This is a genomic window from Clostridioides difficile ATCC 9689 = DSM 1296, from assembly GCF_001077535.1.
Classification (GTDB): domain Bacteria; phylum Bacillota; class Clostridia; order Peptostreptococcales; family Peptostreptococcaceae; genus Clostridioides; species Clostridioides difficile.
Window position 1 is genome coordinate 3,572,101 of the sequence record NZ_CP011968.1, and the last position, 21,087, is coordinate 3,593,187.

Genomic DNA, 21,087 nt, shown 5'->3' on the forward strand with positions numbered 1-21,087 from the left:
CCTATTTTACGGTTTGATAAAATTGATAAAATGAGGTGAACCAATGAAAGAAATAAAAATTAATGGAGCAAAGATACACAATCTTAAAAATATAGATGTTTCTATCCCCAAAGATAAGCTTGTTGTTGCAACAGGTGTCAGTGGCTCAGGTAAGTCTAGCCTTATGTTTGACATTGTATTTGAGGAAGGGCGTAAACAATATCTGCAATCTTTAGGTATACTTGCAGGTATTGATAGTGAAGATAAGTTTGATAATATTCAAGGTTTAGCTCCCACTATAGCTGTTCAACAAAATATTATTCGCCAGAGCAATCCTCGTTCAACAGTAGGCACAAGAACCAATATTCTCAACATGCTTACACTATTGTATTCAGTGGAAGGTCAAATAATGTGTACTATGTGTGATACTCCTGTAAGCGATAATCTAATTTGCAATAATTGTGGATATGAGGAAGAACGATTAAGACCAAGTTATTTCTCATACAACTCTTCAGATGGAATGTGTATGAAGTGCTCTGGACATGGTGCATATTTTGAGATTAATATTGAAAAATTAGTCCTTGATAAGCATGACACCCTAAAACAAGTCTTAGATAGAGCAAAGATTACACCAGGATATTTGAGAGTATTTTCTAAAAAATTCAACGATTATTTAGACATACAATTCTTACAACTACCTGAAGAAATAAGAAATGAAGTACTCTATGGTCATTATGAAAATGGTAAAAAAAGTTCCTCTTTATCAAAGGTATTTCACAATCGTTACAAAAGGGGCGAAGATTTAAATGGAGTTTATACTATGACTGCCTGTTCAGATTGTAATGGTTTTAAAATTGGTGAAGAAGCACGTAGAGTACTTTTAAACGGAAAACATATTGGAGAACTTGGAAAAATGACGATTTTAGAAATTGATGATTTCCTTAAACTCTTAATAAATCAAGGTAATTTAAACACATTTGGTACAAATCTTGTAAATGATATTTTATCCAAAACTCAACATTTAATAGAATCACGATTAGGTCATCTATCCTTATACCGAGAAATGTCAACTTTGAGTGGTGGGGAAATGCAAAGACTATTTTTAAATTCACATCTCGATTCAGAGATGGACTCATTAATTTATGTGCTTGATGAACCAACAGCTGGATTGCATGAATCAGAAAAAATAGACATCTTAAAATCAATAAAGAAACTTAAAGATTTAGGCAATACGGTCATAGTAGTTGAGCATGATAAAAACACAATTAAAATGGCAGAACATATTATTGATATTGGTCCAAAAGCTGGTGTTGAAGGTGGTCAATTAGTATATCAAGGAGATTTAGAAGGTCTACTTCAATCCAACAAATCACTTACTGGGCAGTATCTATCTGGAAAATATCCAATGCCTAATAGAACAAGCAATAAAAATATTACACATACTGATAAAATACCTTGTATAACTATTCAAAATGCAAATACAAATAATCTTAAAAATGTAACTGTATCATTACCTTTGAGTGCTATGGTTGGAATATCTGGAAAATCAGGTAGTGGCAAGAGTTCACTTATATCAGACACCCTACTTCCTCTTCTTAGAAGCCAATTTAATAACCATACTATCAATAATCAAATAAATTCTTCAGAGAGTGAAATAGGTGAGGAAGACGATTATGCAGTTGTTGAAACTATTGCAGATAGACTGATTGGTACTAAACATATTTCTGGATATTCAGAGATATCCCAATCTCCTATTGGCAAAAATATGAACTCAACTCCTGCTTCTTATATTGGTATATGGGATAAGATACGTACACTATTTGCAGGTCAGCCAAAATCGTTAGAACGAGGATTTACAGCTGGTCATTTCTCATTTAACTCCAAAGGTGCTTGTCCTAAATGTAGTGGTAGTGGATATGAAAAGGTCTGGTTGGGAAATAATCTAAGTATAGACCATATATGCAGTGAATGTCAGGGAAAAAGATTTAATGATGAATCTTTATCTATTAAATATAAAAATAAAAATATACATGATATTTTAAATATGAGTGTTTCTGAATCTGTATATTTCTTCAAGGATATTCCAAATATTGTTTCACACTTAAATGTATTAGAACAAATAGGTATGGGGTATATAAAATTAGGCCAACCTACACCAACTTTAAGTGGTGGTGAATCCCAAAGAATCAAACTTGCAAAAGAAATTGGTAAAAAACGAAATGGTAATATCCTTTATGTATTGGATGAGCCAACTACTGGTCTAAGTCTATATGATACTTCTAAGTTGATTCAATTATTAGATGAATTGGTTGAAAATGGAAATTCTGTAATTGTTGTTGAACATGATATAGATGTATTAAATGTTTGTGACTGGATTGTTGAGCTTGGTCCAGAAGGTGGTGACAAAGGAGGTTATATAATTGCAGAAGGTTCTCCAAAAGCTCTAAAAGAAAATCCAAAATCTATAACAGGGAGGTATCTTTAATGAATAAAAACAATTGCTTAGACTTAATTTTTGAAAAAGTAGATCCTTCAAGTGTTGGTATGAGTTCAGAAAAGCTTTCACAACTTGAACCTTTAATAATCTCACAATATAGCAATATAAATGGTATAATTATTGCAAGAAAAGGAAAAATTGTCTTTGAAAAGTACTATAATGGATATAATGCTGATGATACTTTTCATGTTGCATCAGTTACAAAAAGTATTATATCAGCCTTAATAGGTATTGCAATAGATAAAGGATATATAAAAGATGTTGACCAAAAGGTTGTTGATTTTTTTCCTGAATATACTTGTAGTCCTTCTGAAATATGTAAAAAAGCAGTAACTATACGTCACCTACTTACAATGACTGCACCATACCCTTTTAAAAATATGACTGAGTCTTTAGAAAGACTTTGCAAACAAAAAGATTGGATAAAATATACCTTGAATCAACTTGGTCAAAAAGGCGAAATTGGTACTTTCAAATATTCTTCAGCTGGAACGCACCTACTTTCAGCTATTATAACAAAAACTACTGGAAAATCTGCTCGTGAATTTGCTAATGAATACTTATTTAAACCTATTGGTATGAAAGTTATACCAGATTATGATATGAAAGATTTTGGTTTTGAAGATTTCTTTGGAAAAAATCTTAAGGGTTGGGCAAAAGATAGACAGGGTTATTCTATAGGTGGCTGGGGACTTACATTGAGTGCTAGAGATATGTTGCGATTTGGTTTTCTGTATTTAAATGATGGTATTTGGAATAATAAACGTATTATATCTAAATCGTGGATTGAAGAATCAGTTAAAATGAATAGTAATGAATACGGTTATCTGTGGTGGCTATGTAAAAAAGATGGTGTTTTGTGGTATTCAGCAATGGGAACTGGAGGAAATGCTATTTGTTGTATTCCACAATATGACTTAGTAATAGCCATACCATCTAAAATAGTGTTTAAACCTCGTGATAGATGGGAGTTTATTGAAAAATATATACTTACTTCTATAATAGATTAATTACTCTTTCATAGATTAATTACTCTTTCATAAACTAATTACTCTTTCATAAACTAATTACTCTTTCATAAACTAATTACTCTTTCATAAACTAATTACTCTTTCATAAACTAATTACTCTTTCATAAACTAATTACTCTTTCATAAACTAATTACTCTTAGATAGCCAAACCCTCCATTATAACACCAGACTTTTGTTTGGTGTTATTATGACTAATACTATATATCTAAAAGGAGTTGAATACTAATGGACACTTACACGACATCAGAGGTAGCAGATTTAATTGGTGTACATCCTAATACAGTACGTTTATATGAAGAACTAAACTTAATACCTAAACCTAAGCGTAATACCAATGGTTATCGTATCTTTAATGATTTTCATATAGAACAATTTAGATTTGCTCGTACAGCCTTGAAAATTGAAGTGGTACAAAGGGGATTAAGAAAAGATGCCCTTGAGATTGTAAGAACATCAGCGAATAGGGACTTTGATAAGGCTATTAGTCTTGTAAATCAATACTTGCAACAATTAGAAATAGAAAAATCTAATGCCGAGGAAGCACTTACTATTGTTGCACAGATTTTAAATGGAAATACTCCAGAAACAAATAAACTCTTTTTAACTAGAAAAGAAACTGCAGAACACTTAAATGTTACAATAGATACTTTAAGAAATTGGGAAATGAATGGTTTGTTAAAAGTAAAAAGAAAACAAAATGGTTATCGTGTATATACTGATGAAGATATAAAACGACTTAAAATTATAAGCGCACTTCGTTGTGCAAATTATTCTCTTTCAGCTATTTTACGAATGTTAAATGCTTTATCTTCTAATCCTAATACTAATATTAAAACTGTCCTTGACACTCCAAAAGATGATGACGAAATTATCTCAGTGTGTGACAAACTGATAACTTCATTGAAAGAAGCTGAACATAATGCAAAAACCATGAAATCTCATCTTCAAATTATGAAAAAACAATTTTCCTAGCCCTCCACTCTAACTCCAGACTTTGATTTGTGTGTTATCCTTAAGAGCAAGAAAAATTCAACACACAAATCAAAGGAGGAATAGGATGGAAAACAAAAATACTAATTCTACATGGAAGAAAAAAGTCATTCTTTTTTTAGCAAGTCAATATATTTCCTTATTTGGCTCATCACTTGTACAAATGGCAATGATATGGTATGTCACACTTCAGACATCATCAGGTGTATGGGTAACAGTTTTAACTGTATGCTCCTTTATACCTCAAATGATAATTTCTTTTTTTGCTGGTGTATGGGCAGACTACTACAATCGAAAGGTACTCATAATTGTATCAGATTCAACAATTGCTATATCTACATTAGTTCTAATTCTATTTATGATGTCATCAAATGGCACAACAAGTGAATTAATAGCCATATCAGTAATATCTGTTATACGTTCACTAGGAAGTGGTGTACAAACACCTGCTGTAAACGCAATGATTCCTCAACTTGTACCAGAAGAACATTTAATGCGTTTTAATGGTATAAATAGTAGCCTACAATCTATAGTACAATTTATAGTTCCTATTGTAGCTGCTGCAATACTTGGATTTGGTAATAAAATAAATCAAGTTCTTTTAATTGATGTATTTACTGCAATTATTGCTATTGTATTATTGATATTCATCAAAATTCCTAAACATGATATACCAAAACAAACTGAAAAAGTCTCATTTTTTGCAGATATGGTATCAGGGATAAAGTACTGTTTTTCAGATAAGTTCATTAGAAAAGTGCTTTTTACTTATGGAGCATTCATGCTTCTTTGTGTTCCATCAGGATTTCTTATAGGACTTCTTATTGAACGAACATTTGGCAAGGGTTATATATACCTGTCTATTATTGAAATGATTGGATTTTTAGGTATGGTTTTAGGTGGATTGATTATAGGAGTTTTTGGTGGTTTTAAAAATAGAAATAAGACCTTTTTTCTAGCAATATTATCCTATGCTATTTTTTCAATTATTCTAGGTCTTGTAACACAAGCTTGGCAATTTTTTATATTTATGTTTTTTACGAATTTTTCAATTCCAATTATTCAAGCATCAGCTATGACTATGTTGCAAGAGCATGTAGCACCACAAATGCTAGGTCGAGTTCTTAGCTTACCTATTATTATATATACTGGTTTTATTCCTCTTGGTATGATGATTTTCGGACCAATGGCAGATGTAATTTCTATTAATAATTTAATAATCATAGCAGGGATTATACTTTTATTTTTTGCTTTGGCTATCCCCTATTCAAAACAATTTTACAAGCAAGGAATATCTAAGTCAAATGAATCCGAGTAATATATTTAAATAGTTTAACTCGATTTATCTGGTTAAAAATGAGGGGGGCTGAGGGGGGCTTAAAATGGACTTTTTAATTTATGAAGAAAATTTTTTATATGAAATTAAATATATTTTATCATTTCAACATTGAAAAATAGGTTTATCTTTATTTTGAGTCCCTCTCTTTATAGCAAATAATATTTTGATACTATCTTTATTAACTTTATATAATAATACCTTTACTTGTAGGTTATAATGATGAAATTTATCAAATCATATAATAATACCTCCATTTATATCATAAATTAAATTTATAGTACAAATGGAGGAAAATAAAGTATTTATATAGTTTAAGTACCTATTAAGTTTTCCACTAAGTAGCTCTAATTGTACTGAACTTCTTACTAAATTATATTGAATAATTATAAAATAAAACTAACTATTACACTACATAAATTAAAGTATACAAATTGCACTACATAAATTACACTATACAAAGTATATTAAATCACCTATTAAATTGTCCCAATTATAATTATACTGAGTTATCTACTAAAAGATAACTTTCTTTTTTTATCTAAAATAATATATATCATAAACCATACTACACAATGTACAGCCAAAATTACAATATCTTTGATAATAATGACATTACCATTAATAATCTCCATAATACCATTAAATGTAGCAACTGAAGGCATTATATAGCATAAATTCCCTATACCACTGGTATTAACCCCTAGAAGATATATTAACAAAGGAGTACCTATAAATAAAATCATTACTATTTTAATATAAACAATTCCTACCATAAGACCTTCTGACAACTTTCCAATAAATAAACCTATAAGTGATGAAATAAATGCTGAAAATACAACGAGTAACAACATCATTATCATATCTAATATTGAAATATCCAAACATATAAATACAGTTATCATTGAAGATAAACACCCACATAAAAGACCCAAAAATACTTTTTGTATAATATACTGACTTCTACTCTGTGGCAAAACTTCATTTATAAATGATATTCCATCTTCTTTTTCAGATATAATATTCATTGCATTAAAGGTGCATCCCATAAACATAGCAGTAATTAAAATCATGGCAATAAAAACATTTTGAAACTCTTTTAAAATACTATCTTTAGGCAATATTGTAACCTCAACATCTTTTAAATCACCCTTTAGTCTAAACATCTCTGGCAATGTCTTTCCAACATTTTTTATAGCATTAATCTCATTTCCATAAAGCACAGTTTTTATCCCTTTACCATCTCTAACAACTCCAATTGTGTCCGTTTTAATATCCTTAATTTCACGTATTAAATGCATTTTTGTGTCATATACACTTACCATACCATACTTCTTCAACCACTGCTCTGTTTGTACAGGAAGTGTATCCTTCACTATACCAAAACGTATCTCCCCTAATGAAGATATATCAATTGTTCCCATAAAATTTATTAAAATCGCCATAACAACTGGTAAAAAGAAGGAAATTATACACATTTTATCTTTTTTTATACTCTTTAACTGGTAACGTAATCCTATCAAGATTATCCCTCCCTAACCAACTCTTTATTAAAAATATATTTTACAAGTAAAAATAGAACTATTATTGTCAAAGAACACACTACAAAATAAACTAATTCTTTTGAAAAATTCATGAAAAACGCATTTTTAAGCTGACTATAAACATGATAGAAGGGATGATATTTAATCCAATCTATTTCAAAAGATGTATTTGCAGATAGAAATATAGGTGTAGTTATGAATACAGCAACCACAAGATATATAAGAGAAAATTGCTTAAAATCTCTCAATAACATTGAGCATCCTATTCCAATCAAAGACATAATAATTGATAAAATACTAGCTTGAACTAATACTTGTGGAAGTATTTTTATTCCTTCAAAAAATCCAATATTAAATACTACTAAAAGAACTGTAAAACATAGGTCACATATCAAAAAAGCAAATATCTTTGATAATATAAAAAGACTTCTTTTTACAGGTAAAATACCAGTAATACGCATTACTCCCATCTGCTTTTCTTTAAATAATAAAGAGGCAATCCCTAAAAATCCAATAGCTACAATTTCAAAGAATAAAATCTCACAAGTCATGTCTTTTCTTTGTTTTATCTCAGATGTATCCTTATCATTAATTTGAATTATTGCATTGTTGTCTGATATTTTGCTATTATGGTCTTTTTCTGATGATAATAATGACAATGCATAGTCAGCTCTATAATCGTCAACTCCTTTAATACTTTCATGTAAAATTACTTTCGGCTTACTGGAACTCATATCAATACAAACTGCACTTGTATCTTCATCAAGTTTTGCTTTTAATTCACCTATAGAAGAAACTTGATTAATTAATGGAGATGCACTCATGCTTATATTCTCTGGATTATATAGATATACATTATTGTGATAACTATCTTCATCCATAAACTTTACATAACCAAAATTAATATAACACGAATAAAGTATGAGAGAGCCAAGTGTCAGCACAAAAAATTTACCATAAATCATCATCCAAAACTCTTTTTTTACTAAGGTAAAAAATTTAGAGTACATTACACTAACATCCTTCCTGTGTATTTAATAAAAACTTCTTCTAGTGTAGGTTCTTTTGAATGTACACTTAAGATTTCATCATATTTAAAAGTTATTCCAGATTCTAACTCTTGTATATCTACAATTTCAATATCTCGATTTCCATTATATACAAATTCCACTTCAACTTTATTATTGCTATTTTTCATTTTTAAATTTTTGGGTTTATCTATTACCATAATCTTTCCATCTGCAATAAAAGCCACATTGTTACACATTAAATCTGCATCTAGCATATTATGAGTAGTCAAAAAGATAGTTGTTCCTTTTTTTCGTTCTTCTTCAATAATCTTACGAAATAGTACAGCTCCAGATGGGTCAAGTCCACTAGTAGGCTCATCTAAAAATAACAACTTTGGATTACTTACCAATGCTCTTGCCATACTAATACGTTGCTTCATACCTTTTGAGTAGGATGATACAGGCTTATTTATAAACTCTTTCTTAAACTCTAACAAATCTAAGAGTTCATATATATCTCTCCTTTGATTTTTAGGATAAAAAGACGAAAAATATTCTAAATTATCAATTGCACTTAAATTGGTATATAAATAAGGAAATTCAAATAAAACACCAATCTTTTGATATAAAGATTCTGTGTATGCTTTAACTTCCTTACCAAAAATGGATACATGACCATTGTAACCTTTTAAAACACCATTTAAGATTTTTTGTGTTGTGGATTTTCCTGAACCATTAGGTCCAAGAAATCCAAATATTTCTCCTTCTTTTACTTCAAAATTAAGTCCATGCAATATCTGTTTATCTTTTCCATAAGAAAATTTCAACTCTTCTACTTTTATCATCTATCATAGCCTCCTTCATTATTTTTTTCTTTTTGTCGTCTATCCCACCATTTTATAAATTTAATTTTAAGCGGAATAGAAACCAATATTATCAATATAATAGTCAACCATGTATACCATTTCATAAGTGCCCCCCCTTGTAAGCGTATTTAATTACTTCTTATATTTTTTTAATTTATTTAACTTATTTTATTTCTATTTGGTGAAATCAAAGTGTCTCTCTTGTGAAATCGAAGTGAAATAATAAAAAGCTTAATAAAAAATCTTGTTTTCATCAGGAAAACAAGACTTCTCATTAAGCTTTTTATTAAATTTTTTTATTAGACTTTTTTATTTTATTCTCTTTAGATATCTATTGTCTACAAAGAAAAATATTTTACATCAGATACTTATAATTTATAAATTAATACTAAATTATTCATCAATTGGAATCATAAAATAAAACTCTACTCCTCTATCACGATTATTCACTCCATATTCTAACCCTTGCATTGTAAGTATTTGTGAAACAATTGCAAGCCCTAGACCTGAACCTCCTGTACGCTGAGATTGAACACTACGATAAAACTTAGACCAAATCTTTGAAATCTCATCTTGCTCTATAATCCTACCATCATTATAAATTTTAAATAAAAGCAAGCCATTTTCACATGTAATCGATAAATCTAAATTACCATTATATACAACATGCTTCTTTGCATTAATAATTAGATTCTCTACTACTTGTTCCATTCTTATTTTATCTGCCACTACAAAAACTTCATACTCTGGCAAATCATATGTAAAATAAAAATTGGCATCTGGTATATCAATTAAAAGACGACCTGCCACAGTTTCAACAAACTCTATAAAATCAAAACGCTCTGGGTTAAGTTTAGAAACTCCTGCTTCCAATGCAGATAAGTCTAATAATGATACAATCATATTGTTCATTCTATCAGTTTCTTCTATTATAACATTCATATAATTTTTCTTTTTTTCTTCATCAACTTCATCCATAAGCCCCTCTGTATACGCACGTATAATGCCAAGTGGAGTCTTCATTTCATGTGAAATTGTATCTACCAACTCCTTTCTTTGTTCCAATAGCATTCTTTCCTTATTTACATCCTTTTCAAGTTGAATATTTGCACTTTCTAGGTCTGATAATGCCTGTTGTAGATTTGTAGACATTGTATTCAGGCTCCTAGAAAGTTCTCCAAATTCATCATTAGTATTTACAGTACATGGATTAGAAAAATCAAGTTGGGACATACTTTTTGCAGATTTATTTATAGATGTGATTGGTTCTGAAATAAATTTTCCCAATAAGAAATCAATACTCATAATAAATATAACCAGTATTATAAACCAAATCCAAAATTCAAATTTAGAGTTTATCGAAAATTCTTCAACAACCAGATAAAATAATATAATTAACGCTCCTGATAATTTAGAAAGTAAAAACACTTTTTTTCTAACTGAATATAGTCCAAAATTTTGTTTAATCCAATTTGAAATATCTACATTTTTCAGTTTTTCTATAATCTTTCTTAAACTATTCATTCCTTAACCTCAAACTTATATCCTGAACGAATTAATGTAACTATATGGTGTCCTTCACTACCAAGCTTTTTGCGTAAGGTTTTTATATGTGTATCTACAGTTCGTGTGTTTCCTTCAAAATCATATCCCCATATACAATTTAAAAGTTTCTCTCTGGAAAAAACTTGATTAGGGTTTTCCATAAATAAACGCAATAATTCAAATTCTTTATATGTTAAATCAATCAATTTATCTTCTACATACACTTGCCTTGATGCTACCATAATAAAAATCTTTCCTAAACTCAATGAATTTTTGGGAATATCAGTAGTGTATCTACGTAACAAGGCATTAACTTTTGCTAAAAGTACTTTGGGGCTAAATGGTTTTGTTATATAATCATCTGCGCCATATTCATAACCCTTTAATTTGTCCTCCTCTTCACCTTTAGCTGTCAATATAATAATAGGTATATTAGTCATTTCACGTGAAACTCTACACACTGAAAATCCATCTAAATACGGCATCATAATATCCAATATCATTAAATCTATATTGTTGCTCTTTAATATTGTAAGTGCCTCGACTCCATCATCAGCAGTTATACAAGTATATCCTCCCTTTTGCATATATTCTACAATAATACTTTGCATCCTTTTTTCATCTTCTACAATTAGTATTTTAGCCATTTCTATTTATCACCTCTTTTTTGTAGGCTTTATTTTAGTTTATATTAATTTATTTATTTTTCAACTATTTTTTTATAGTATTTTGATAGTATTTTTTATAGCATTTTGATAGTATTTTTTAGACTATTCTTAATGGAATTGATATCATAGATAAAAATAGCCTACTAACTTTTTCTATGTTAGCAGGCTAAAATATTTCTAATAATAATTATATTATTTTGTCACTATTCTATTTTTTCGATTAAAATATATTCTAAAACAAATATCTTCAATTAATGAATAAATTGCACTTGTTATAAAGTACAGACCTATGGCTACTGGAGTTCTAACAGTTAGTATAAGACTTGTTATGGTAGTCACCACAGCCATTTGTTTGTTAAACTTTACTTGAGAATTTATTTTTAAATATGGTATATAATTCACTAAATTTGAAGCTAACATAATTAATGTATATATACAAGGTAATATAAACAAATTATCAAATGTACCTAAATTAGCAATCCATGGAATTATAATTGTTGTAAATTCCTTTGTCATATCTAAACATACATGATATAAAGCATATACTACTGGCATTTGAACCAAAACTATAAGACATCCCAGCATACTCTTCATACTTTCTACAGAACTTACTTGTATTTGCTTTTCCAATTCTTTAGTATCATTCTTATACTTTTCTTTTATATGTTCCATTTTTTCAGCTAATTCTTGCTGTTTTTTTACAGAAAATCTTTGTTTTAATGATAGTGGCATAAGTACTAATTTAACTATTAAAGTTATAAGTACAATAGAAATTCCAAAATCACCTGTAAAATTAAATAATATACTTAATAATCCTTGCAATATACTTGAAATGAAATCCATTTTATTCTCTCCTTTTTATTTTTAAACTTTAGAATTTATAATAGATTCATTTCAAATTAAAACAAACTACAATACCTCCAAATATCATATTTCTGAAAAACTATATACTGTTTAGGCAACCGTTCTTCAGAATATGTAATTCTATTTACAAATATGTCTCTTATTAAAACATACTTAATTTTATGATTTAAGAGGTCTTTACAAAAATAAAATATACTTCCAATGATAGATACCAATAATGTCATATAAATTAGTACATATAACATACTATCCATATCTAATCTCATCACATCACCTCTTCATCACTTATATTTATTTTTAGACAATTTCAAGTCCTAAATAATTCCAACATTTATATTTAGTTTTAAATAATTATAGTATAGAAAACTCCTAATGTAAATATATATATTATTATATTTATCATTTTTATTCGTCATATTTACATTTATAAAGTATATAATTTTATCACTCTTAATTTTTAATAAAAATCACCTAAAGTATTCTTTTTTTATCTCTGAACAAAACAATATTAAGTTTTTATAGCTTATTTTCAAATTATAGTCCTTAATTTAATATAAGACTCAATATAATAATAAATCTGAATATATATAAATCCTAATATATATATCTCTCAATATAATATTAAATACAACCTTTCATACAATTTTAAATATAATGTTTAATATAATCCCTTAGTATAATCACATACTTTTTGATACAATTCTTAATATAATCATTAATAATTGTATACTAAAATCAATGACTTTTTTTCTGATTAATGCTAAAATAATTAAAATAGAAAATAAAAATTAAATAGATTTTTCCAAAAAATAAACGGAGGTTACTTAAAATGATAAGTGATTCTATATCAAAAAGACGAAGTATCAGAAAATATAAAAATCAAAGCATTTCACATGAAACTATAGAGAAAATAATTGAAGCTGGAATAAATGCACCTTCATCTAAAAACAGGCAACCATGGCGTTTTGTTGTCATCACTGAAAAGGAAAAAGAATCTATGCTTAAAGCCATGAGCAAAGGTATTCAAAATGAAATTAATGATAATGGGCTTCTTCCAGGAAGTCGTCAACATATCGCTGGTGCAAATTACACAGTTGAAATCATGAAACAAGCTCCAGTAACAATTTTTATTTTAAATATATTAGGTAAATCACCTTTAGAAAAGCTATCCCCTGAAGAACGATTCTATGAAATGGCAAATATGCAATCAATTGGAGCTGCAATTCAGAATATGTCGCTTACAGCTGTGGAATTAGGTCTAGGTAGTCTTTGGATTTGTGATGTATACTTTGCATATCGTGAATTATGTGAATGGTTAAATACAGATAGTCAATTAGTGGCAGCAATATCTTTAGGTTATCCTGATGAAGAACCATCAAGAAGACCTAGATTACAATTAAGTGATGTGACTGAATGGAGATAAATAGTTGTAGTAAGCAAATAGTGCAAACAGAATTTATATTATGTGAGGTATTTTGATGAAAAAAATTATTAAATCTTTTACATCTTGGTTTTTTTTAATTGCATTATTTGAGATTTATATGCATCAAATTGGTCAAGACTCAAAAAGTATTGTTCTAATAGGTTTAAATCCTATTTTGTCTATTATTTCCAGAGTTGATAGTTTTTTTGTTTTTATGGATTCAGGTATGCAAATCCCATGTAGAACAATTACAGGGTCAATTTCGATTTATTGGTACATAGCATCTATACTTTCTTTTCTTATTTATGGTATAATTTTAGATTTAATTAGAATAGTTATTTCCAAAATTGGAAATAAAACAAAATAATCATCATAAATAGTGCATTTTCTTGAGCTATTAAACTTCACAGGATAGAGAGACATAACACTCTACAACATATACTTAGCTTCAGAAAATGCACCTTTAAATATTCATATGAACATTATTTTACTTACATTAATTTAATGTTACTTAAAAATTAATGTATTGTATTTCTTTAAATTAATTTTCTATATTTCTTAAATTAGTTTATTATACTTCTTTAGATTAATTTTCTATACTTCCTAAATTAGTTTATTATACTTCTTTAGATTAGCTTTCTATACTTCCTAAATTAGTTTATTATACTTCTTTAGATTAGCTTTCTATACTTCCTAAATTAGTTTATTATACTTCTTTAGATTAGCTTTCTATATTTCTTAAATTAGTTTATTATACTTCTTTAAATTAATTTTCTATACTTCCTAAATTAGTTTATTACACTTCTTTAGATTAATTTTCTATACTTTCTAAATTAGTTTATTATACTTCTTTAGATTAATTTTCTATACTTCCTAAATTAGTTTATTATACTTCTTTAAATTAATTTTCTATACTTCTTAAATATTGTCTTATACCTCTGCAATCTTATTATGGTTACTCATCAAATTATTTTGCTTTATAGTCAATGATTTCATTTCATGAACTGCAAAGTATATACATACCATTGCCGCTGCTGCATCTGCTATTGGTCCTGCAAACATTACTCCATCAATTCCCATAAACATTGGTAAAATTACTATCAATGGAATTAAAAATAAAATTTGACGAGTCAAAGAAGTAAAAAGTCCCAACACTGATTTACCAATTGATGTAAAGAAAGTTGATGATACTATTTGAACACCATTTATAAATGTTAAGAACAAGAAAGTTCTAAAATAATGTTCTGCAAATATAAAATAAGTCTCATTTCCGTTACCAAATATAGACGTAATTTGTCCTGGGAAGAATTGGAAACATAAGAATGCAATAACAGATATAATAGTTGCACTTCCCACTGCAAACTTATATGCTTCTTTTACACGATTATACTTTTCAGCCCCATAATTATACCCTATAATTGGTTGCATACCTTGTGATATACCAATAATTATAGATATAAAAATCATATTTACTTTAATAATGATACCGACACAAGCAAGTGGAATCTCACTTCCATAAACTGACCTAGCCCCATAATATGCCAATGTATTATTCATAACTATCTGTGTTACAGTCATTGCTAATTGATTAAAACATGAGCTTGAACCTAGCGCAAATATATGTTTATAAATTATACTATCTAATTTAAAACTTTTCTTATGTAATTTAATATGTTGAAAATTCTTTATATAATGAACACTTATTCCAAAAGATATAAGTTGCCCAATAACAGTTGCTAAAGCAGACCCAGCAATTCCCATATTAAAAATAAAAATGAATAATGGATTCAAAATTGTATTAATAACTGCTCCTATTAACATACAAAACATAGAAGCTTTTGGTCTCCCATCTGCAAGTATCAACTTACTCATTCCAGTGGACATTATAAGAAATGGTAATCCAATTGATGTAATTTTTGTATATGTGTGTGCATAAGGTAGTATTTCTGATGTAGAGCCAAAGAATTTTAATAGTGGTGTTAAAAATATTGATACTACTATAAATAAACTTATTCCAAAAACAGCCATCAAGCATATAGAATTTCCTGCTGCTTTTGTAGCTTTTTCTGAATTTTTAGCACCTAATTCCAATGAACACTTAGACGCTCCTCCAATTCCTAACAATAATGCAATTGCGGTACATATTGTTGTTAGTGGAAAAGTGACATTTGTAGCAGCATTACCCAATACACCAACACCTTGCCCAATAAATATTTGGTCAACAATGTTATATAAAGCACTTACTAACATTGCTATAATACTAGGAATTGCGTACTTAGTTAATAACTTTGAAACCTTTTCATATTCCAATGGCTCCTTATATTTTTCTTCCATTTTCCTTCGCCTCCAATTTTGCTTCTTCATTCATATCAATAGCCAAAAATGCAACTTTCTTTAACATTGACATAAACAACTCTTGCTCTTCTTTCTCAAATGAACTCAACAACTCCTCAACATACCCATTTGTTATTTTTAGTATTTCATCATAACATTCTAAAGATTTTTCTGTAGGATATAAATGCCATGTTCTTTTATCCTTTACACCTGGTTCTCTTGTTATAAAGCCTTCTTTTTCTAAATTTGCCAAAGCTCTTGTTATATTACTAGGATTCACAAGAATTTTCTCAAATATAGTGTCCTGTGTAATACCTGGATTATTACATATGTGTAATACATAAAAATATTGGCTATTATTGATTCCAATATCCGCCAATTTCCTGTCAATATAATTTGTATTGTATCTATTTATAATGGAAACCCATTTTAATAGCTCTCTCATATTCTCTCCTTTAATATTTATTGTCCTTATTTTTTTGCGTTCGCAATAATCTATTTGCTCATGCAATTATTTTACTGCTAATTTTATACTTTGTCAATAGCACACAAGTTTATATTTAAACCATAAAGTTACTATAAATTTTATATATTAGACTCTTACTTTGATTTAACTATTTTTAAATCTTCATTGATATTTAATTACCTTTTATATTAATTTTTTTGCATATTTATCAATAACTCCTAATTCTTTTTAGCTTATTTTAAAAAGCATCTTGACGTAAGATTTATTATCTGTAATAATAAATATATCGAATCGATATATATCTAATTGATATCAGGAGGTAATATGTTAGAATACATTATTTTAGGATTTTTAATGGAAAAAGAATTAAGTGGATACGACTTAAAACAAATAATGTCAGAAAGTACCTCGTACTTTTTTGACGCCAGCTTTGGAAGTATCTATCCTGCACTTAAAAGATTAGAAACAAAAGGATATATACACTATCACGAAGTTATAGATGGTAGCAAATTAAAAAAACTATATTCCATAACTAATACTGGTAAAGAAGTATTTCTTGAATGGTTAAAGAAACCTATAAATTTTTCTAAAACAAAGCAAGACTACCTTGTTAATATATTCTTTTACAAGTATCTACCCAAAGAAATAATTGAAACAAACTTAAAAATGTTAATAACTGAAGTAGAATTACTTCTAAATAAATTAAGTAAACAAAAAAATGATGCAGAAGAAAATCATTGTGTTGACCAATATACATATATGTATGCAACAATGATTTATGGAGTTGACTATTATAATTTTGTTATTAATTGGTGTAAAGATTTACTGAAAAATCTATAAGATATAATTTTTAGAAGTAAACATACATAATAAAAGGAGATGGACTTTATGAGGCTTTTAATACATGATTTAACTGACAAAGAATTAGAAAAGTTATTACCCAAACTTGATGACAATATAAAAATACTTTCAAACACAAAAGAAATCCATAAATGTATTGGTTGTTTTGGTTGCTGGATTAAAACTCCTTCTGAATGTGTTGTAAAAGATTATTACAGCAACATGGGTAAACTTATAAATGAATCTGATGGAATTATTATAATAAGCAGATGCTGTTACGGAGGGTTTAGCCCTTTTGTCAAAAACGTACTTGATAAAAGCATTAATTATATTCTTCCATACTTTGTAATAAAAGATAATATGATGCGTCATAAAAGCAGATATGATAAACAGATAAATTTAAAAGCTATATTCTATGGAGATTGTATTACAGAAGCTGAAAAAGAAACTGCTACGAAATTAGTAAATGGAAATGCTATAAATTTCAATATAAAAGAACACTCTGTTTGTTTCTATGAAAATATACAGGATATAAGAGGTGAATCCATATGAATATAGTAATGATAAATGGTAGTCCAAAAGTAAATAAAAATAATTCACAGTATTTTTTATCTGAATTAAAACAACTTATTCAAAATGATAATAAAGTTTTTACATTTAAAGTAGATAGCACATCTAAGTATCCTGACGCTCTTAATGCCATACTTAATTGTGATAGATTAATAATAGCATTTCCTCTTTATGTAGATGGTATTCCGTCTCATTTACTTCATTTTTTAGAGAAATGTGAAAAATTTTTAAAAACACAAAATAAAAAACCTATTCCAGTGTATGCAATAGTTAACTGTGGATTCAATGAAGGTGAACATAATCATTTGGCAATTCAAATGATAGAGCATTGGTGTAAAAAAATCAACTTTACATGGGTTCAAGGTATTGGAATTGGAGCTGGGGAGATGTTTGGTTCACTAGAATCCGTACCTTTGGGTAAAGGACCTAAAAAAGATTTAGGAATTGCATTAAAAGAACTTTCAAAAAATATACTTAGTGATAATATACATATAGATGATTCCAACAAAAGTACTATTTTTATTTCACCTAACTTCCCTAGATTCCTATATAAACTTATGGGGAATCATCAATGGAATACTCAGGCTAAATCAAATGGATTGACTAAAAGTGATATACTAAAGAAATAAAATTTTACTTCAACAAATACTAAAAACCGTCAAGCACGAATAAACTATTCATCTTGACGGTTTTTTATGTTATTTATATTCACTAGACATGGGATAATTCACTACAACATTGATTATCTAGTCTAATATTTATCTTATTCTTTTTGTAAAATCCAAGTTGCTCCAACAAGGTCCTGCTGTAAATCAGTATATTCATTTTTTTGGCTAATAACATATTGTTCAAACATATCTTTTTGAGAAGGATATTTTTTAATTAGCTCATTTGCACGAGTTATAATCCAGTTCATTTCCTCTTCAACATCATTTTCAAGTTCTAAACATGGTATACATTCAATTAGTTTCAGACCTAATTCTTTGAACAATATACACCACTCATTGTAAGTGGGATACACCCTCTCAAAATTAAGCTGTTCATTTGTAGATTTATCTACTACATATGCATCATCAATTAAAATGAACCCCTTACTTTTTATTGTAGGTAATAGCTTACTTATAGTTTCTTTATAATTACCTAAAATATCCCCTACAGCTCCAAAAATCACACAATCATAATCGTGCTCAATTTTTACAGAACTATTAGCATCATTCATTTCAAAATCACACAAAGCATCAACCTTATATTCAATAGCCTTTCTTCTCGCATAATCAATAAATTCAGGTATCAAATCAATACCTTTGATATGTATATTCAACTCTTTTGCAAGCTTCACAGATACAGCACCTTTTCCACAAGCTAAATCCAAAACTTTTGTATCCTCATTAAAAGGTATATGCTTTCTAAATAATTGTAACATTTGTTCTGGTGAACTTCCTAATTCCCAAAAATCTTGTAATAAATAAGGCAAATAAGGTAAAATATCAGTAGTATCAGAAGTTAGTGACTCTGCCAATTTTTCTTTTACAGTATCATTCATTTTTTCAACCTCCAAAATTTAAATTATTATTCAAAAGTAATATTATTTTATATACTTCTTCATAGGTACTACAAACAGTGGAAAATACTTTTGACCTTTGTATTTTGCAATTCATTTCTTTTCTTTATGAGCTGTAATAATTGTATAACTGTGAGCGTTTACTGTTATAATACAATCATATACACTTATATACCAGTTTTTTCCCTTTCTATTAATAATGGCATTTGGAGATTCTATTTTAGTTTTACACCAGTTTACTACATCATTTGTCTCCAAAGAAAGATTTTTCTTAATTCTTACAACGCCTAACTCTGTTGTATGCAATCTATCTAGGTTTTTAAGTAATTCGTTTTCTACATTCATTTTTATTAAAACACCTTATCCTTTGCAAAATTAAATCTATTATTTAGTACTATTTTATCATAGTATTGTGTATTTTATCATAATCTTATAGTAAAACTATTTCTTTCCTACAGATTATAAATTATTTATGAATACACACCATTATAGAACTTTTCCTATGCAAAATTAAATCTATTATTTAACACTATTTTGTCATAGTATTGTGTATTTTATCATAATCTTATAGTAAAATTATTTCTTTCCTACAAACTATAAATTATTTATAAATACATACTGCTGTAAAACTTTGCCTATATAAATCCATCTACTTTATACATAATACCTTCTTTTAAATGATTGGAACCCAAAACTGAATTTCACTCAAACCATTCTCATCAGTTTTTTCTCCATATTTTACAAAGTCATATAAATTATTTTCATTAAACTGGCAACTTGAATTAGGGAACCATTCTTGATAGATATATTCTACAACATTTTGCATACTATCCTCATTTTTCCCAATAAAAGTAAAAACAATATAATTACTTTTCGGTAATACGAATTTTTCCATTCCATTAGGTAATTTGCCAAAAGTAGCTACTTGAGCACCTGCAATGTATGTAAATGTAGGAGTATTCTCAATCTCTTTAAAATTGCTATAATCACTAACTCCAATTAAAAAACCTAAATCTACCTTATTTTCTATCATCTCTTTATTTTTATGCAAATCCCTCCAACATTTTCCAATAATATGAAATCCTTTTCTTACTTTACCAGAATAGCCAACAATATTTATATCTGCACAATTAACTTTTTTAACATCTAAAACCATATCTCCACGTAATTTTTTTCTATTATGAATATCAAATTTTAATTGTAGTGGTAAAAAATCTTGATGTCTTCTAAAAAAATTAGGACTACGTTTAAACATTTTTTTAAACCCTCTTGAAAAAGAGCGTTGTGTGTCATACCCCGAGATTAAAGCAATCTCAATAATTGGTTTTTCTGTAAAAATTAGCATTCTCGCTGCTTCAGTAAGTCTACGTCTTTGTATATAATTATGTACACTAAATCCGACAACTGATGTAAACATTCTATGTAAATGGTATTTTGAATAGCCTATCTCTTTAGAAATTACATTTAAATCTAACATCTCATCTAAAAGATGTTTTTCTATATAATCTAAAGTTTTTTCAATGGTAATCAAATTGTTATCCATATAGCACCCCTCCTATTTT

The 21,087-nt window shown here is 28.0% G+C and carries 22 protein-coding genes; 9 read left to right on the forward strand and 13 right to left on the reverse strand.

Annotation, left to right across the window (positions count from 1 at the left end):
* Nucleotides 1–43 precede the first annotated feature (43 nt).
* The 4 genes from CDIF1296T_RS16575 to cme all read left to right on the forward strand — a co-directional run bounded on the left by CDIF1296T_RS16575 (nucleotide 44) and on the right by cme (nucleotide 5,816).
* A complete protein-coding gene (locus tag CDIF1296T_RS16575; RefSeq protein ID WP_009898319.1) occupies nucleotides 44–2,464 on the forward strand; it encodes an excinuclease ABC subunit UvrA in 2,421 nt (806 codons plus the stop codon).
* The gene (locus CDIF1296T_RS16580) at nucleotides 2,464–3,486 is read left to right on the forward strand and encodes a serine hydrolase domain-containing protein (RefSeq protein ID WP_003434291.1); all 1,023 of its coding nucleotides are present in this window, start codon (nucleotides 2,464–2,466) and stop codon (nucleotides 3,484–3,486) included. The genes CDIF1296T_RS16575 and CDIF1296T_RS16580 overlap by 1 nt, the downstream gene beginning before the upstream one ends.
* 247 nt (nucleotides 3,487–3,733) lie before the next feature.
* Nucleotides 3,734–4,480: a MerR family transcriptional regulator gene (locus CDIF1296T_RS16585; protein WP_009891631.1), complete on the forward strand. Its 747-nt coding sequence runs from the start codon at nucleotides 3,734–3,736 to the stop codon at nucleotides 4,478–4,480.
* An 85-nt stretch (nucleotides 4,481–4,565) separates the two neighbouring features.
* Nucleotides 4,566–5,816, forward strand: coding sequence for a multidrug efflux MFS transporter Cme (gene cme / locus CDIF1296T_RS16590; RefSeq protein ID WP_003434293.1), 1,251 nt, complete (start codon nucleotides 4,566–4,568; stop codon nucleotides 5,814–5,816).
* A 527-nt stretch (nucleotides 5,817–6,343) separates the two neighbouring features.
* Here the strand turns inward: cme and CDIF1296T_RS16595 are convergent.
* The 8 genes from CDIF1296T_RS16595 to CDIF1296T_RS16625 all read right to left on the reverse strand — a co-directional run bounded on the left by CDIF1296T_RS16595 (nucleotide 6,344) and on the right by CDIF1296T_RS16625 (nucleotide 12,597).
* Complete coding sequence (locus CDIF1296T_RS16595) at nucleotides 6,344–7,357, reverse strand: ABC transporter permease (RefSeq protein ID WP_009898324.1); 1,014 nt, start codon at nucleotides 7,355–7,357, stop codon at nucleotides 6,344–6,346.
* Nucleotides 7,358–7,359: 2 nt separating this feature from the next.
* On the reverse strand, nucleotides 7,360–8,388 hold the full coding sequence (locus CDIF1296T_RS16600; RefSeq protein WP_009898326.1) for an ABC transporter permease: 1,029 nt from the start codon (nucleotides 8,386–8,388) through the stop codon (nucleotides 7,360–7,362).
* Nucleotides 8,388–9,233 carry an ABC transporter ATP-binding protein gene (locus tag CDIF1296T_RS16605; protein ID WP_009898328.1) on the reverse strand — a complete coding sequence of 282 codons (846 nt, stop codon included), beginning with the start codon at nucleotides 9,231–9,233 and terminating at the stop codon, nucleotides 8,388–8,390. The genes CDIF1296T_RS16600 and CDIF1296T_RS16605 overlap by 1 nt, the downstream gene beginning before the upstream one ends.
* Nucleotides 9,230–9,358, reverse strand: a complete 129-nt coding sequence (locus CDIF1296T_RS19915) for a hypothetical protein (protein WP_009898330.1) — start codon at nucleotides 9,356–9,358, stop codon at nucleotides 9,230–9,232. Before CDIF1296T_RS19915 ends, CDIF1296T_RS16605 begins: the two co-directional genes overlap by 4 nt.
* Before the next feature lie 289 nt (nucleotides 9,359–9,647).
* Entirely contained in the window at nucleotides 9,648–10,778 is a 1,131-nt protein-coding gene (locus tag CDIF1296T_RS16610) for a sensor histidine kinase (RefSeq protein ID WP_009898332.1), read from the reverse strand.
* Nucleotides 10,775–11,446, reverse strand: coding sequence for a response regulator transcription factor (locus CDIF1296T_RS16615; protein ID WP_009898333.1), 672 nt, complete (start codon nucleotides 11,444–11,446; stop codon nucleotides 10,775–10,777). The genes CDIF1296T_RS16610 and CDIF1296T_RS16615 overlap by 4 nt, the downstream gene beginning before the upstream one ends.
* Before the next feature lie 213 nt (nucleotides 11,447–11,659).
* Entirely contained in the window at nucleotides 11,660–12,310 is a 651-nt protein-coding gene (locus tag CDIF1296T_RS16620; protein WP_003428030.1) for a YidC/Oxa1 family membrane protein insertase, read from the reverse strand.
* 56 nt (nucleotides 12,311–12,366) lie between these two features.
* A complete protein-coding gene (locus tag CDIF1296T_RS16625) occupies nucleotides 12,367–12,597 on the reverse strand; it encodes a hypothetical protein (protein ID WP_009891651.1) in 231 nt (76 codons plus the stop codon).
* A gap of 563 nt (nucleotides 12,598–13,160) precedes the next feature.
* On the opposite strand from CDIF1296T_RS16625, the gene CDIF1296T_RS16630 reads away from it, so the two are divergent.
* Nucleotides 13,161–13,754, forward strand: a complete 594-nt coding sequence (locus CDIF1296T_RS16630; protein ID WP_003434301.1) for a nitroreductase family protein — start codon at nucleotides 13,161–13,163, stop codon at nucleotides 13,752–13,754.
* 55 nt (nucleotides 13,755–13,809) lie between these two features.
* Nucleotides 13,810–14,121: a hypothetical protein gene (locus CDIF1296T_RS16635; RefSeq protein ID WP_009898334.1), complete on the forward strand. Its 312-nt coding sequence runs from the start codon at nucleotides 13,810–13,812 to the stop codon at nucleotides 14,119–14,121.
* 563 nt (nucleotides 14,122–14,684) lie between these two features.
* On the opposite strand, the gene CDIF1296T_RS16640 is transcribed toward CDIF1296T_RS16635, so the two are convergent.
* Nucleotides 14,685–16,088 carry an MATE family efflux transporter gene (locus CDIF1296T_RS16640; RefSeq protein WP_009898336.1) on the reverse strand — a complete coding sequence of 468 codons (1,404 nt, stop codon included), beginning with the start codon at nucleotides 16,086–16,088 and terminating at the stop codon, nucleotides 14,685–14,687.
* A complete protein-coding gene (locus CDIF1296T_RS16645; protein WP_022621700.1) occupies nucleotides 16,072–16,599 on the reverse strand; it encodes a MarR family winged helix-turn-helix transcriptional regulator in 528 nt (175 codons plus the stop codon). Before CDIF1296T_RS16645 ends, CDIF1296T_RS16640 begins: the two co-directional genes overlap by 17 nt.
* Before the next feature lie 279 nt (nucleotides 16,600–16,878).
* On the opposite strand from CDIF1296T_RS16645, the gene CDIF1296T_RS16650 reads away from it, so the two are divergent.
* From CDIF1296T_RS16650 to CDIF1296T_RS16660, 3 genes are read left to right on the forward strand one after another with little or no spacing between them, the layout of a single operon-like run.
* Nucleotides 16,879–17,394 (forward strand): PadR family transcriptional regulator, encoded by a 516-nt coding sequence (locus CDIF1296T_RS16650; RefSeq protein WP_018112570.1) that lies wholly within the window; start codon nucleotides 16,879–16,881, stop codon nucleotides 17,392–17,394.
* Nucleotides 17,395–17,442: 48 nt separating this feature from the next.
* Nucleotides 17,443–17,946: a flavodoxin family protein gene (locus tag CDIF1296T_RS16655; RefSeq protein ID WP_009898341.1), complete on the forward strand. Its 504-nt coding sequence runs from the start codon at nucleotides 17,443–17,445 to the stop codon at nucleotides 17,944–17,946.
* The gene (locus CDIF1296T_RS16660; RefSeq protein ID WP_009898346.1) at nucleotides 17,943–18,593 is read left to right on the forward strand and encodes a flavodoxin family protein; all 651 of its coding nucleotides are present in this window, start codon (nucleotides 17,943–17,945) and stop codon (nucleotides 18,591–18,593) included. The genes CDIF1296T_RS16655 and CDIF1296T_RS16660 overlap by 4 nt, the downstream gene beginning before the upstream one ends.
* Nucleotides 18,594–18,727: 134 nt before the next feature.
* Here CDIF1296T_RS16660 and CDIF1296T_RS16665 read toward each other — a convergent pair whose 3' ends face one another.
* The 3 genes from CDIF1296T_RS16665 to CDIF1296T_RS16675 form a co-directional block, all read right to left on the reverse strand.
* Entirely contained in the window at nucleotides 18,728–19,507 is a 780-nt protein-coding gene (locus tag CDIF1296T_RS16665; protein ID WP_003438774.1) for an SAM-dependent methyltransferase, read from the reverse strand.
* 111 nt (nucleotides 19,508–19,618) lie between these two features.
* A complete protein-coding gene (locus CDIF1296T_RS16670; RefSeq protein WP_003438776.1) occupies nucleotides 19,619–19,870 on the reverse strand; it encodes a DUF3781 domain-containing protein in 252 nt (83 codons plus the stop codon).
* A gap of 328 nt (nucleotides 19,871–20,198) precedes the next feature.
* Nucleotides 20,199–21,068 (reverse strand): AraC family transcriptional regulator, encoded by an 870-nt coding sequence (locus tag CDIF1296T_RS16675; protein WP_003438778.1) that lies wholly within the window; start codon nucleotides 21,066–21,068, stop codon nucleotides 20,199–20,201.
* Between the last annotated feature and the right edge of the window lie 19 nt (nucleotides 21,069–21,087).

What these genes read in the sequence shown, in the direction of transcription:
- CDIF1296T_RS16575 (WP_009898319.1), top strand. Translation starts at nt 44, where the DNA reads ATGAAAGAAATAAAAATTAATGGAGCAAAGATACACAATCTTAAAAAT.
- CDIF1296T_RS16580 (WP_003434291.1), top strand. Translation starts at nt 2,464, where the DNA reads ATGAATAAAAACAATTGCTTAGACTTAATTTTTGAAAAAGTAGATCCT.
- CDIF1296T_RS16585 (WP_009891631.1), top strand. Translation starts at nt 3,734, where the DNA reads ATGGACACTTACACGACATCAGAGGTAGCAGATTTAATTGGTGTACAT.
- cme (WP_003434293.1), top strand. Translation starts at nt 4,566, where the DNA reads ATGGAAAACAAAAATACTAATTCTACATGGAAGAAAAAAGTCATTCTT.
- CDIF1296T_RS16600 (WP_009898326.1), bottom strand. Translation starts at nt 8,388, where the DNA reads ATGTACTCTAAATTTTTTACCTTAGTAAAAAAAGAGTTTTGGATGATG.
- CDIF1296T_RS16605 (WP_009898328.1), bottom strand. Translation starts at nt 9,233, where the DNA reads ATGATAAAAGTAGAAGAGTTGAAATTTTCTTATGGAAAAGATAAACAG.
- CDIF1296T_RS19915 (WP_009898330.1), bottom strand. Translation starts at nt 9,358, where the DNA reads ATGAAATGGTATACATGGTTGACTATTATATTGATAATATTGGTTTCT.
- CDIF1296T_RS16610 (WP_009898332.1), bottom strand. Translation starts at nt 10,778, where the DNA reads ATGAATAGTTTAAGAAAGATTATAGAAAAACTGAAAAATGTAGATATT.
- CDIF1296T_RS16615 (WP_009898333.1), bottom strand. Translation starts at nt 11,446, where the DNA reads ATGGCTAAAATACTAATTGTAGAAGATGAAAAAAGGATGCAAAGTATT.
- CDIF1296T_RS16620 (WP_003428030.1), bottom strand. Translation starts at nt 12,310, where the DNA reads ATGGATTTCATTTCAAGTATATTGCAAGGATTATTAAGTATATTATTT.
- CDIF1296T_RS16625 (WP_009891651.1), bottom strand. Translation starts at nt 12,597, where the DNA reads ATGAGATTAGATATGGATAGTATGTTATATGTACTAATTTATATGACA.
- CDIF1296T_RS16630 (WP_003434301.1), top strand. Translation starts at nt 13,161, where the DNA reads ATGATAAGTGATTCTATATCAAAAAGACGAAGTATCAGAAAATATAAA.
- CDIF1296T_RS16635 (WP_009898334.1), top strand. Translation starts at nt 13,810, where the DNA reads ATGAAAAAAATTATTAAATCTTTTACATCTTGGTTTTTTTTAATTGCA.
- CDIF1296T_RS16640 (WP_009898336.1), bottom strand. Translation starts at nt 16,088, where the DNA reads ATGGAAGAAAAATATAAGGAGCCATTGGAATATGAAAAGGTTTCAAAG.
- CDIF1296T_RS16650 (WP_018112570.1), top strand. Translation starts at nt 16,879, where the DNA reads ATGTTAGAATACATTATTTTAGGATTTTTAATGGAAAAAGAATTAAGT.
- CDIF1296T_RS16655 (WP_009898341.1), top strand. Translation starts at nt 17,443, where the DNA reads ATGAGGCTTTTAATACATGATTTAACTGACAAAGAATTAGAAAAGTTA.
- CDIF1296T_RS16660 (WP_009898346.1), top strand. Translation starts at nt 17,943, where the DNA reads ATGAATATAGTAATGATAAATGGTAGTCCAAAAGTAAATAAAAATAAT.
- CDIF1296T_RS16665 (WP_003438774.1), bottom strand. Translation starts at nt 19,507, where the DNA reads ATGAATGATACTGTAAAAGAAAAATTGGCAGAGTCACTAACTTCTGAT.
- CDIF1296T_RS16670 (WP_003438776.1), bottom strand. Translation starts at nt 19,870, where the DNA reads ATGAATGTAGAAAACGAATTACTTAAAAACCTAGATAGATTGCATACA.
- CDIF1296T_RS16675 (WP_003438778.1), bottom strand. Translation starts at nt 21,068, where the DNA reads ATGGATAACAATTTGATTACCATTGAAAAAACTTTAGATTATATAGAA.